Raw genomic sequence first — 12,243 nt, 5'->3', positions numbered from 1 at the left:
CGATGCGGCCCTTCTCTCATGATTGCCCGGCAGATTTAGGCGTTCGGGTCGAGATAGGCGTCGGCGAAATTCGCTGACAGGCCTTCGGCGCCAGGCGCGTAGTTCTTGACGGTTTTGCGGGCGATGATGATGGTCGGTGGCGCGATCAGATTGATGATCGGCAATTCATCGGCGATGATCTCCTGGAACTTGAAGAAGAGCTGCTTGCGCTTGGCCTCGTCGAGCTCGACCGATGCGGCTTCCAGCAATCGGTCAACCTCCGGGTTCTCATAGTGCGCGCCGTTGGAGAACGGCAGCCCTTTCTTGATGTTCTTCGACCAGTAGAGCCGCTGCGCGCCGGCGCTCGGATCGAAGATGTTGCCGCAGGATTCCGTCGACAGGTCCCATGTGCGGTCGGTGTAGATGGTTTTGACATAGGTGCCGAAATCGAATTTTTCGATCTCGGCATCGATGCCGATCTTGGCTAATGCCTGCTTGAGGAAGTCAGCATAGCCCCACGGGTTGTAGGGATTGTTGGTGAGCCTGAGCTTGAAGCGAATGCCGTCCGCTCCCCGCTTGAAGCCGGCCTCGTCGAGCAGTTTTTCCGACAATGCCGTATCGACGGTCGCGGCCTTTACGTCGGGGTCGAAATACTTCTTGTTGACGACGCTGATCGGCGTCGGCGAGACTTGGCCATAACCGTAAAACACGATTGCATTGACCGCGTCGAGGTCGATCGCGTGCGCGATTGCCTGACGGACCTTCTTCTCCTTCAGGATCGGGTTTTCGAGGTTGATGATCAGTTGGTGCAGCGGGCCGCTATAGGTGAAGACCGTGCTGTCGACGACGAATTGCGGCAGCGCGTTGAAACGCTCCAGATCGGCGAAGGCCACAGGGTTCGGTCCGATGTCGACCTCGCCCGTTTCGAGCGCCGCGGCGCGCGCGCCCGGATCGGTGATGAAGCGGAAAATGATCCGGTCGAGATAGGGTTTAGGGCATCCCAATAGGTCGGGTTCTTTTCGACGAGGATGTGGCTGCCCTTCACCCATTCCTTCAGCACGAACGGCCCGCTGCCGATGATCTGCTCGAAGGACGGATCGTCAGCCGGCTTCAGCTTCTCGTAAATGTGTTTGGGCACGACAGGCGATTCCGTCGCGGCCAGCCCCGAAATCAGGGCGGCGGACGGCTTCGACAATTTGATCTTTACGATATACGGGTCCGACGTGTCGATGTCGGTGACGTTCTGGAAGGTGATGCGCCCGCGCGGATGCGCTTCGCGCAGCCGGGAGATCGAAAAGGCCACGTCCTCGGAGGTCAAATCATGGCCATCGCTAAACTTCACCCCCTGGCGCAGCTTGAAGACGTATTCGAGCCCGTCGTCGCTGATCGACCATTCGGTGGCCAGTTGCGGTCGCGGATTGAGATCGTAGTCGTAGGCGAGCAGGCCGTCGAAAATCTTCGGACCGATGGTGGCCGGTCCGCCAGCGCTGGTGTTGATGGAAACGATCTGGTTGGGCTCGGGATAGTAGACGAAGTTGAGCGTGCCTCCGGCCACCGGCTTTGCGTCTTCTGCGAATGCCCCGGCGGGAAGTGCTGCACTCGCGCCGGCCAGCAGCAGGAACTGATTGAACAGGCGTCGGTTGATGGTCATGGTCGGTACTCCGAATTGGCGCGATTTATCTTTCATGGAGAAAAGTCGGGATCGTCGTTTTCACGCGCCGGTCCCAACCAGAGGGCTTGCAGAACGCTTAGGCGTTTGGCGCGAGCCATATCTGCGCGAAGCTGTTGTTGATCCCCTGAGCGCCGGGCGCAAAATCCCGGACCTTCTTGTTGGCGACGATCTGGGCGCCGGCGGCGACCAGATCGACCGACACCACGTCGTCATGGATGATGTGCTGGAATTTGTGCCAGAGCTCGCGCCGCTTGGTCTCGTCGGGCTCGATTGCCGCGGCTTCGAGGATCTGGTCAACCTTGGGGTTTGCATAGTGGCTAGCGTTGGAGAAGACGAGGCCGATCTTGAAGTTCTTCGACCAGTAGGCGCGCTGGACGCCGAGCGTCGGATCGAAGGTGTTCGACAGCGACTCGACCACCAGGTCCCAGGCGCGGTCGGTGTAGACGGTCTTCAGGAACGTCGACAGGTCAAGCTTGAGGATCTCGGCATCGATGCCGACCGTCGCCAACGACTGCTTGATGAAATCGGCATAGGACGCCGGCAGGAACGCGTTGTAGGCAAGCCGGAGCTTGAAGCGCGTGCCATCGGCGCCACGCGGATAGCCGGCGTCGTCGAGCAGCTTCTCCGCCAGTTTGGTATCGGGCTCGCGCGCCTTGATGCTGCGGTCATACCATTTGGGCAGCGCCGTGCTGATCGGGCTCGGCGATACCTGCGCATAACCGTAGAGCGCGATGTCGACCAGCTTCTGCAGGTCGATTGCGTGGGCGATGGCAAGGCGCACATCGCGCTTGGTCAGGATTTCGTTCTCGTAGTTGAAGAACAATTGCTGCTGTGGGCCGGAATAGGCGTAGGTGTTGGTGTCGACGACCAGAGCGGGGTTTGCCTTCAGCCGTTCGATGTCGGCCAGCGGCACGGGATTGGCGCCGATATCGATCTCGCCGGTTTCAAGAGCCGCCGAACGTGCGGCCGGGTCGAGGATGACGTGCAGGACGATGCGGTCGAGGTAGGGCCGAGGCGCGTCCCAATAATCCGGATTGCGGTCGAAGATCAGATGGCTGCCGGGCACCCATTCCTTGAGAATGAAGGGACCGGTGCCGATCGTCTGTTCGAGCTTCGGCTGTTCCGCCGGCTTGAACGTTTCGTAGACGTGCTTCGGCACAATCGGTGATTCCGAGCTGCTCAGTGCCGTGATCAGATAGGGCGCCGGCTTTGAAAGCACGATGATGGCGGTGTGCGGATCGGGCGTCTCGACCGCGGTCACGTTTTGGTAGGTGATGCGGCCGCGCGGATGCGCCTCCTTCAGCCGGAAGATGGTGAAGGCAACGTCTTCCGACGTGAAGTCCTTGCCGTCATGCCATTTGACGCCCTCGCGCAGTTTGAAGGTGTAGCGCAGGCCGTCATCGCTGATCGACCACTCCGTCGCCAGCAGCGGTTTCGGGCTGAGGTCATAGGCGAAATCAAGCAGACCTTCATTCACCTTGGGACCGATCGCCTGGCCGGTGCCCGACGAGGTGTTGATTGCAATCAGCGACGTGGGGTCGGGATAGTAGGCCCAGTTGAGCGTGCCACCCTGGACCGGCGTTCCTTCGGCAGCGAAGGAAACCCCGGGCAATGCGAAGCTCGCACCGCCAAGCAACAGCAGCTGGTTGAAATGACGACGATTGACAGACATGGCCTTGAGCTCCGGAAAACGGCTTCGATGGCATCCGGCGGCCGAACACACTCCGGCGCCTCGACGCGATGATCTCTGCCACGCCGCAAAACCGGAAGAATGATTTTCTATCGTCTGCCGAAAGCACCGCTTCGCACGACCGTTTCATTCCAGGATCTGGCAACGCTGCTCGACGCCCAAATCAGCGCTCCGATCTTATTTCTACAAGAATTGTAGACATTACGATTTTTTAGATTTCCGTTCCCGCTGCCGCGACGCTGCGGCAAACGAAATTTTCCACCGAGCACTTTAGCGCAAAGCCCGCCCTCGTCGCGCCCGGCCTGAACGTGTTGAATGCGCTCTATGGTCGATCTCATTCGCGCAAAATCAAGGAAGCTGCGGCCGACGTTGGCGAGGCTTCCGCCGCTGACGTCGCTTCGCGCTTTTGTCGCAACCGCCCGCCACCTGAGCTTTACGCGGGCGGCCGAAGAACTCCATGTGACGCCTGCCGCCATCGGCCAGCAGATCCGCCTGCTCGAGGATCACCTCGGTCAACCGCTGTTCCATCGCAACCGCGGCGAGCTTCTGCTGACGTCGGCCGGCCAGGCGCTGATGCCCGGCCTCACCGAGGCTTTCGACGTCGTTGTCGAGTCGGTCGCGCGGATTTCCGGCGACGAGGAGGATGCGCCGATCAAAGTGTCGGTCGCGCCCTCCTTCGCCAGCAAATGGCTGATCCCGCGCCTCGACGCACTGCGCGACGCGGTACCCGGCCTAGAAGTGCTGGTCAACGCATCGACCAGGCTTGCCGACTTTGCCAGCGAAGACGTCGACTGCGTCATCCGCTACGGGTCGGGCGCCTATAGCGGCCTGCTGACGGAACGGCTTTTTTCGGAAGCGGTGCTGCCCGTCTGCAGCCCGGAATTTGCTCGCATGCACGGTCTCTATCGCGGGCCGGAGGGCCTGCGTGAAGCGCCGATCCTGCATGAGGACGGACCGGAACGCGATCCAAGCTGCCCCGACTGGAAGGGCTGGCTGAGATCCAACGGCCTGTCCGGCCGGCTTGTCGAGGGCGGCATACGGCTTAGCCAGTCCTCGCTGGTTCTCGACGCCGCTGCTGCCGGCAAGGGCATCGGTCTTGGCAAATTTCGGCTGGCCGAACCCGACCTTGCCGCGGGGCGTCTGGTCAGCCCATTCGGCTCGCCGCAGCCGGTCGAGTTTTCCTATTATTTCGCGACGACGCCGCACAAGGCGAAGCTGGCGACGGTCGAGCGCTTTCATGCCTGGCTGAAGGCCGAGGCGCGTCGGCTTGGCGCGCTCGACTTCACGCCGCCGGTGCCGCTGCCGGCTCGCATCGCCATCGTCGCTGCGGAATAGTCTCACCTCGGTCTCTCGCGAGCAGGCGCGCGCCCCTATTTGAGTTTGAAGCCGAGCGCTTTAAGCGCTTCGCCCAGGCGATCACGGCCTTTCAGCGCTGCTTTGCTGCCGATGCGGTTCGACATCAACTCCGTCCAGTCGACCACAGGCATCGCCTGCTCCTGCTGGAATGAACGAAGCGTCCGGTTGTAGGTTGCAAGATCGTCCGGATCGAGGTCTGACTGATAGCGCTCGCGGTGCAGCACCACAGCCTGGGGCAGTCTGGGCTTGATGTCAGTCGCAGCCAGGAGATCGGGATAGCCGACGGTCAGGCCGAACACCGCCACGGTTTCCGGCGGGAGGCCGAGTTCGCGCGCCACCTCCTGCGGATGATTGCGCATCGCGCCGATGTAGCAGGAGCCGAGCCCGAGCGCATCGATCGCCACCACCGCATTCTGTGCGGCAAGTGCGGCGTCGATCACGGCCAGCAGAAGACTCTCTTGGTAGTCGAGGCCCTCGCCCACCCGTCCGTTTGCCTCGGCAATAGCGCGCAGGCGCGACAGGTCCGCCAGCCAGACCAGCACCAGCGGCGCCTGCTCGATATGGCGATTGACCGCCGCCAGTCCGGCAAGCCGCGCCTTGCGCGCCGGATCCTCGACTGCGATGACGCTCCACGCCTGGAGATTGGAAGAGGTCGGGGCCGACTGGGCGGCAGCGACGATCAGTTCGAGCGTGCCATCCGGCAGCGGCTCGACGAGATAGTTGCGGACCGAGCGATGCGAAAGGATCGCCTCGAGGGCTTCGTTCCAGTTGCCGGTATGCGCGCTTTGCGGCGCTCGATAACGCCGCCGTAGCGCCGCTTCACCACGTAGGTCGGCGTCGGAAGGGCGGATGCTGAAGGCGGCCGGCTGTGACATTTTCTTCCCTATTTGGCAATCTGGCTTATTCGGTGTTCTGACGACCCCAGGTCATTCAAGAAGCGCGGCTTAGGCCCCATTGCGCAATAGCGGAAGCAACTGATCGCCTTGCCGCTTGATCTCGGAAAGATACGGCGTGTCCGAGAGCACGAAGTGTGTGATGCCCAGATCCCGGTACCTGCCGAGCGAGCGGGCGACGTCGGCGGCCGAGCCGACCAGCCAGGTGGTGCCGGCGCCGCCGCCGCCGTACTTGCCCGGCGCCGTATAGAGGTTGTCGTCCAGCACCTCGCCGCGCGCGTGCAGATCGAGCAGCCGCTGCTGACCCACCGCTACCGCCCGACCGTGATCGTTCCAGCCGGCGCCCTTGCCCTTGGCTATCTCGTCGACCTTCGCCTCGGCGTCCGCCCAGGCCTGCCCGGTGGTGTCGCGGACCAGCGTGGTGACCCGCAACCCGAATTCCAGAGGCGGGAGGTCTCGGCCAAGTTCCCTGCTCAAGGCTTTGAGCCGCTCGATCCGCTCCCGGACGCCGTCGAGCGGCTCTCCCCAGAAGAGCTGGACATCCGCCTCGCTGGCCGACACCCACTCGGCCGCCTCCGACGCGCCGCCGAAGTAGAGCTTGGGATGGCGACGATCGCCACAGACATGGATGCGGGGCATGACGGTCGACCCGGTGACCCGGAAGTGCTCGCCCGCAAAGGTCACGTTCTCTTCGGTCCAAAGTCTGCGAACCAGCCGCATGAACTCTCTGGTGCGGGCATAGCGATGTATCTGGTCGCCTTCGCTATCTCCATATGCCGCGAGGTTGTCCTTGCCTGACACTATGTTGATACGCACGCGACCGGCGGTCAGCTGGTCGAGCGTGGCTACGGCGGATGCGAAGTGCGCCGGCCGCCAGTACCCCGGGCGGATCGCGATGAGCGGCTCGAAGGAGGTGGTCCGCGCGGCGAGGGAGGCCGCGACAGTAAAAGTGTCGGGCCGACCCCAGCCGGTACCGATCAGCGCGCCCTTCCAGCCATGCTCCTCAAGCGCCTTCGCGTGGCTGGTCAGCGTCTCCAGGCTGTTGTGGTCCTCGACGGCCGGCTCGCCGCGGTGACCGGGATCGACCTGGTTCGGGATGTACCAAAGAAATTCGGTATCAGCGCTCATTGTCGGGCCTGTATTTTGGCCGGGCATGGAGGTCAATGGCAGGACCTTCCGCTCCGTTGTATTTTGATGATCACTCAAAGGGCTGCCCCTAGCAGCCCTGGCGCCTTGCTCGGCTGCGGTGCAAAGCGGCTTTCGGGCCGGGCAAGGCCGAGATGGTCGCGCAGCGTGCGCCCTTCATATTCCGTTCGGAACAGCCCTCGCCGGCGCAGGATCGGCACCACCGTATCGACAAAGACCTCCAGTCCGGTCGGCAGCACGTCCGGCATCAGGTTGAGGCCGTCGGCGGCGCCGGCGACAAACCATCTTTCGATATCGTCGGCGATCTGCTCCGGCGTGCCGACGATGGTGCGGTGGCCAGTGCTGCCGTTCAGCGCCCGGATCAGCTGGCGAACCGTGAAATCATTGCTGCGGGCGAGCGCGAGCGTGGCCTTGAAGAAGGTGTGGCCGCCGTTGGGGGGCAGTTGAGTCCCTTCCGGCAACTTCTCGTCCAGCTTCAATCGCTCGCGGTCGATGCCGAGCACGCCGGACAGCCGCCCAAGGCTGTAGTCGAGCGGAATGCGATCCCACAGCTCTTCTTGCCGCCGCTCCGCTTCCGCCTCTGTGCTGCCGATGATGGTGGCTAGGCCGGCGAGGTTGAGCGGCACGCCGCCGGTGCGGCCATAGGCGACGGCACGCGCCTTAAGTTCCCGCGCATAGCCGAGCGCTTCCTCGAAAGATTGCGATGCGGAAAACACGGCTTCGGCGTGGCGGGCGGCGAGGTCCTTGCCGTCATCGGACCCGCCGGCCTGGACGACCACCGGATGCCCTTGCGGCGAACGCGGCACATTGTGCGGCCCGTGCACCGAGAAATGTGCGCCCTTGTGGTCGATGGCGTGAACCTTGGTGGCATCGACGAAGCGCCCGCTGGCGACATCACCGATGAAGGCATCGTCCTCCCAGCTGTCCCACAATGCCTTGACGATGTCAGCGAATTCCGCCGCCCGCTCGTAGCGCCGGCCGTGATCGATGGCACCGTTGAGGCCGAAATTGCGGGCCGAGGCGGGATCGGCCGTGGTGACGATGTTCCAGCCGATGCGTCCGCCGCTGACATGGTCGAGCGTCGCGAAGCGCCTGGCGATATTGTAGGGCTCGTTGAAGCTGGTTGAAGCGGTGGCGATCAGGCCGATGCGCTCGGTTGCGGCGGCTACCGTCGCCAGCACGATGGTCGGCTCCAGCGACGTGATCGGACGATAGTCAATGCGGTCCGATATCGCCGCCTGGTCGGCAAGGAATACGGCGTCGAGCTTTGCGCGCTCTGCGATCTTCGCCACCTGCACATAGTGGTCGACGGTGAAGGCGGCATAGGGGTCGACGCCGTCCATCCGCCATGCCGCCGGCGAGAAGCCGGCATGCAGGATGTTGACGTTGAGATGGAGCTGCCGGCCGCTCATCGAAAGACGCCGGGCTCGGGATAAGCGCCGGTCAGATACCAGGTGCCGACGGTGCGGGTCTTGTATTCGGCAGGGTTGTGCAAGGTGTGAATGCGTGCGTTGCGCCAGAAGCGGTCGAAGCCGTATTTGCGCACTGCGGAGCGGGCACCCATCACCTCGAATATCTCGGTCGTGACTTCGAGCGCGACATCGCCTGCCAGCACATTGGCCGCGGCGACGGCAACCGCCGCCTCACCGCGTTCTTGCTCGGTCAGCGCCTTGCCGCGCGCGATCGCATGATCGATCGCCGCCCCCGCGCGATCGGCCAGCGCCGTCGCCGCCCGCGTCTTGACCCAGAGCTCGCCATACTGCCGCTTGATCCATGGATCGTCGATATGGCGCTCGACGCCGGAATACATCCACGGCCGCGAACTGTTGAGCGTATAATCTCGCGCCGCCAGCAGCGCGCCCTGGGCCGTGCCGACAAAGACATTGAGCAACACGCTCTGCTGCTGCAGCGGGCCGATAGTGCGGATTGGCAACGACGCGTCGACCCAACCGCGCACCAACTCGCTGTCGTGGATCCTGACGTCCTTGTAGGCGACCTTGCCGCTGCCGGTCTGCGTCTGGCCGATGCCGTCCCAGTCGTCGAGAACGGTGATGCCTTCGCGGTTCGCCGGGATCGCCGCGAATTTCCTCTCGCCGCTGACCTCGTCTTCCCACGAGGTCGAAAGATAGTCGGCGACATGCGAGCCGGAGGCGAAGGGTTTGAAGCCGTTGACGATCGTCCACTCGCCATCTTTGCGGCCGAACAGCGTTTTGGAAAAACTGTTGCCGGTGTTGCCCCAGAACCAGTCGCCGGCAGCCGAACGCCGCAGCAGATCGGCTGAGCGCGGTTCGTCCGAATTGAGCCTGGCGGCGATCAGTGCGCTGAAATGGTAACCGTAAATATGGCCGATCGAGCCGTCGACCTTGGCGAACTCGCGCCCGATCTTCAGCGCTGTCGAATAGGGTTCGCCGGCGCCGCCGAATTCCTTGGGAATGACGATGGTGAGCAGGCCGCTGTGCTTGAGCATCCGTATCTGTTCGACGGGTCTGCCGCCAAGCTGGTCGCGCTCGACCGCATCGCGGGCAAAGATGTCGCGCAGCTCGACCGCCTTGGCAATCCATGGATTGGACGTATCGGGATCGAAGGTCATCGTCTCACTCATGCAGATGAGCGAAGCCGTGGCGCTCGGCAAGCAGTGCGAGAATACGCCTAGTATCGTCGACGAAGACCTTGCCTTTGGCCGTCGGCAGGCCGGCGGGCGGATCGCTGCCGATGATCAGCACCGGCAGCGACTGGTGCCGTTCGCCGAGCGCATCGATCACCTTGCCTCTCGGCCTCGAAAACGGCACGCGCTCAACGTCGAGCCTGGCGGCGAGATCGGGAAAGGCTGCGAGCAATCCCTCAACCTGGTTGCAATAGGGGCAGACGAACGTCTGGCCCGGCTGCTTTGGGTCGGCGAAACCCGGCTGGATGAGAAAGAGCGTGTCGCGCGCCATTGCCGGCCTACTCCGCAGCCGCCGCGGCATGCCGCGAAAAGCGGTTTGCCGGCCGCTTCAGGCCGAGATTGTCGCGCAAGGTGCTGCCCTCATACTCATCGCGGAACAGGCCACGGCGGCGCAGTTCCGGCACCACCAGCTCGATGAAATCCTTCAGGCCGCCGGGCATGATCGGCGCCATGATGTTGAAGCCGTCGGCACCGTAATTCTCGAACCGCTCTTCCATGGTGTCGGCGATCTGTTGCGGCGTGCCGACCACTTGCCAGTGGCCGCGGGCGCCGGCGATGCGCAGATAGAGCTGCCGGATCGTCAGATTCTCGCGTCGCGCCAGATCGATCACCAGAGCCTGCCGGCTCTTGCCGGCATTGGTCTCCGGCAAATCCGGCACCGGCCCGTCGAGCGGATAAGCGCTGAGGTCGAAGCCGCCGGCCAGCGCCGAGACCAGACCGAGGCCGACTTCCGGCTGGATGAGATCCTGCAGCTGTTCGAACTTCTCCCGCGCCTCGGCTTCGGTGCGGCCGACGACCGGGAAAATGCCTGGCAGGACTTTCAGGTCATCCTCCGAGCGGCCATATTTGCCGAGCCTGCCCTTGACGTCGGCATAGAAGGCGGTGGCTTCGTCGAGCGTGATCTGCGCCGCGAAAATCGCTTCCGCGGTACGAGCCGCCAGCTCTTTGCCCGGACCCGACGCCCCGGCCTGGACCACGACCGGATGGCCTTGCGGCGTTCGCGGCGTGTTCAGGGGACCACGCACCTTGAAGTGCTGGCCCTTGTGGTTCAGCACATGCAGTTTGTCCTTGTCGAAATAGCGCCCGCTTGCTCTGTCGCGCGGGAAGGCGTCATCTTCCCAGCTGTCCCACAGGCCGAGCACGACATCGGCGAATTCCTCGGCGCGGTCGTAGCGCTCGCCATGCTGGATATGCGTCTCGTGACCGAAATTGAACGCTGCCTCCGGATCGGACGAAGTGACCAGATTCCAGCCGGCCCGCCCGCCGCTCAGATGGTCGAGCGACGCGAACTGGCGGGCCAGATTGTAGGGATCGGAAAAACTGGTCGACGCCGTGGCGATGAGGCCGATATTCCTGGTCACAGCCGACAGTGCCGACAGCAGCGTGATCGGCTCGAACGGATAGACGCCGCTATGCGCCTTGCGACTGGCGGCCTCCAGATCCTTCAGCCGCGCCGCCACGCCGTCGGCAAAGAAGATGGTGTCGAACTTGGCCGCTTCCGCCAGCCGGGCAAGTTCGACATAGTCGCCGAGGCTGGTCCCCTCGCCTGCCTCCGGGTGGCGCCAGGCGGCCACATGATGGCCGGTGAAAAGAAGAAACGCTCCAAGCTTTAGCTTGTCCTTGCGGCTGGCCATGTTCCGCGCCTCCTCAGCGGTACAGTCCGCCGGCCGGCAATTCCCCGGTCAGCAACCAGGTGCCGATCGTGCGCTTCTTGTATTCGGCGGGGTTGTGCAGCGTGTGCGTGCGCACGTTGCGCCAGAACCTGTCGTAGCCGTTGGCCTTGGTGGCTGAGCGGGCGCCCATCACCTCGAAAACCTCGCTCGACGCATCGAGGCCGATTTGTCCGGCGTAGACATTGGCGGTGGCGAGATCGATCGCCGTCTGCCCGCGCTGCTCCAGGGTCAACGCCTCGCCCTGGCCATAGGCGGCGTCGAGGCTTCGCGCCGCAATATCGGCCAGTTCGGCCGCGGCGAGCGTGCGGATATAGAGGTCGCCATATTTGCGTTGCACGAACGGATCGTCGGTATGTTTCTCATAGCCGGAATAGACCCAGGGGCGCGATTGCGAGATCGTATAGTCGCGGCCTTCGCTCAGCGCTCCTTGCGCGCTGCCGACGAACAGGTTGAGCAGGACCGCCTGCTGGAACAGTGACGTCAGCGTCTGGAACGGCGTCAGCGGCACCGCTGGCGAGCCGATCAGTTCGTCGTCGCCGACATGCACGTCCTTGAATGTCACCTTGCCGCTGCCGGTCTGCCGCTGGCCGACACCATCCCAGTCATCCTCGATGACGATGCCCTCACGGTCAGCCGGGATTGCGGCTGCCAGCCGGTCCTGACCGTCCTCCCAGGCGACCTGGATATAGTCAGCGATGTGCGAACCGGAAGAGAACGGCCTGAAGCCGCTCAGGATCCAGCCCTTGCCGTTGTGCCTGGCCGTCGACGTCTTCGACATGGCGTTGCCGGAATTGCCCCAGACCCAGTTCTCCCTTGCCGAGCGTGTCAGCAGCCGGTCCTTCTGCGCCTCCGTGCCACGGAACAGCACGCCATTGAGCGGCAGATGATGGTATCCGTAGAGATGGGCGAGCGAGCCGTCGGTGCGGGCGAATTCGCGCACGACGCGCAGCACCGACAGCCAGGGTGCGCCCTTGCCGCCATAGCGCTTGGGAATCTGCGCCGACGGCAGGCCGCTTTCCTTCAGCAGACGGATTTGCTCGACCGGCCGCCCGCCGGCCTTGTCGCGCGCCACGGCATCCCGATCGAAGATATCGCGCAGTTCGACCGCCGTGGCGACGAACGGGTCGGAAAGGTCAGGGCTGAAGGTCATCGGCGTTTGTCCATGGAAA

At 63.5% G+C, this 12,243-nt stretch carries 9 protein-coding genes and 1 pseudogene; 1 reads left to right on the top strand and 9 read right to left on the bottom strand.

What is annotated here, in order from left to right:
• Positions 1 to 35 precede the first annotated feature (35 nt).
• Together X773_RS67140 and X773_RS67135 are read right to left on the bottom strand one after the other, a co-directional pair.
• Positions 36 to 1,630: pseudogene (locus X773_RS67140) on the bottom strand (ABC transporter substrate-binding protein).
• Positions 1,631 to 1,727: 97 nt separating this feature from the next.
• Positions 1,728 to 3,323 (bottom strand): ABC transporter substrate-binding protein, encoded by a 1,596-nt coding sequence (locus tag X773_RS67135; RefSeq protein ID WP_023679442.1) that lies wholly within the window; start codon positions 3,321 to 3,323, stop codon positions 1,728 to 1,730.
• 342 nt (positions 3,324 to 3,665) lie between these two features.
• On the opposite strand from X773_RS67135, the gene gcvA reads away from it, so the two are divergent.
• On the top strand, positions 3,666 to 4,676 hold the full coding sequence (gene gcvA, locus X773_RS67130; RefSeq protein WP_023679440.1) for a transcriptional regulator GcvA: 1,011 nt from the start codon (positions 3,666 to 3,668) through the stop codon (positions 4,674 to 4,676).
• A gap of 35 nt (positions 4,677 to 4,711) precedes the next feature.
• On the opposite strand, the gene X773_RS67125 is transcribed toward gcvA, so the two are convergent.
• From X773_RS67125 to X773_RS67095, 7 genes are all read right to left on the bottom strand, one after another.
• On the bottom strand, positions 4,712 to 5,572 hold the full coding sequence (locus tag X773_RS67125; protein ID WP_023679439.1) for an NADPH-dependent oxidoreductase: 861 nt from the start codon (positions 5,570 to 5,572) through the stop codon (positions 4,712 to 4,714).
• 69 nt (positions 5,573 to 5,641) lie between these two features.
• Positions 5,642 to 6,718, bottom strand: a complete 1,077-nt coding sequence (locus X773_RS67120) for an LLM class flavin-dependent oxidoreductase (protein WP_023679438.1) — start codon at positions 6,716 to 6,718, stop codon at positions 5,642 to 5,644.
• 74 nt (positions 6,719 to 6,792) lie between these two features.
• Positions 6,793 to 8,148: an LLM class flavin-dependent oxidoreductase gene (locus X773_RS67115; protein WP_023679437.1), complete on the bottom strand. Its 1,356-nt coding sequence runs from the start codon at positions 8,146 to 8,148 to the stop codon at positions 6,793 to 6,795.
• Entirely contained in the window at positions 8,145 to 9,326 is a 1,182-nt protein-coding gene (locus tag X773_RS67110) for an acyl-CoA dehydrogenase family protein (RefSeq protein WP_051406226.1), read from the bottom strand. The genes X773_RS67115 and X773_RS67110 overlap by 4 nt, the downstream gene beginning before the upstream one ends.
• Before the next feature lie 4 nt (positions 9,327 to 9,330).
• Positions 9,331 to 9,672, bottom strand: coding sequence for a DUF3088 domain-containing protein (locus X773_RS67105; protein WP_023679435.1), 342 nt, complete (start codon positions 9,670 to 9,672; stop codon positions 9,331 to 9,333).
• A 7-nt stretch (positions 9,673 to 9,679) separates the two neighbouring features.
• Positions 9,680 to 11,035 (bottom strand): LLM class flavin-dependent oxidoreductase, encoded by a 1,356-nt coding sequence (locus tag X773_RS67100; RefSeq protein ID WP_023679434.1) that lies wholly within the window; start codon positions 11,033 to 11,035, stop codon positions 9,680 to 9,682.
• A 13-nt stretch (positions 11,036 to 11,048) separates the two neighbouring features.
• The gene (locus X773_RS67095; protein ID WP_023679433.1) at positions 11,049 to 12,224 is read right to left on the bottom strand and encodes an acyl-CoA dehydrogenase family protein; all 1,176 of its coding nucleotides are present in this window, start codon (positions 12,222 to 12,224) and stop codon (positions 11,049 to 11,051) included.
• Positions 12,225 to 12,243: the final 19 nt, after the last annotated feature.

The organism is Mesorhizobium sp. LSJC280B00, from assembly GCF_000502835.1.
In the GTDB taxonomy this organism is placed as follows: Bacteria; Pseudomonadota; Alphaproteobacteria; order Rhizobiales; family Rhizobiaceae; genus Mesorhizobium.
The sequence above is the reverse complement of the archived record's forward strand: the minus strand, read 5'-3'. Positions and strand labels throughout refer to the sequence as shown.

What these genes read in the sequence shown, in the direction of transcription:
- X773_RS67135 (WP_023679442.1), bottom strand. Translation starts at nt 3,323, where the DNA reads ATGTCTGTCAATCGTCGTCATTTCAACCAGCTGCTGTTGCTTGGCGGT.
- gcvA (WP_023679440.1), top strand. Translation starts at nt 3,666, where the DNA reads ATGGTCGATCTCATTCGCGCAAAATCAAGGAAGCTGCGGCCGACGTTG.
- X773_RS67125 (WP_023679439.1), bottom strand. Translation starts at nt 5,572, where the DNA reads ATGTCACAGCCGGCCGCCTTCAGCATCCGCCCTTCCGACGCCGACCTA.
- X773_RS67120 (WP_023679438.1), bottom strand. Translation starts at nt 6,718, where the DNA reads ATGAGCGCTGATACCGAATTTCTTTGGTACATCCCGAACCAGGTCGAT.
- X773_RS67115 (WP_023679437.1), bottom strand. Translation starts at nt 8,148, where the DNA reads ATGAGCGGCCGGCAGCTCCATCTCAACGTCAACATCCTGCATGCCGGC.
- X773_RS67110 (WP_051406226.1), bottom strand. Translation starts at nt 9,326, where the DNA reads ATGACCTTCGATCCCGATACGTCCAATCCATGGATTGCCAAGGCGGTC.
- X773_RS67105 (WP_023679435.1), bottom strand. Translation starts at nt 9,672, where the DNA reads ATGGCGCGCGACACGCTCTTTCTCATCCAGCCGGGTTTCGCCGACCCA.
- X773_RS67100 (WP_023679434.1), bottom strand. Translation starts at nt 11,035, where the DNA reads ATGGCCAGCCGCAAGGACAAGCTAAAGCTTGGAGCGTTTCTTCTTTTC.
- X773_RS67095 (WP_023679433.1), bottom strand. Translation starts at nt 12,224, where the DNA reads ATGACCTTCAGCCCTGACCTTTCCGACCCGTTCGTCGCCACGGCGGTC.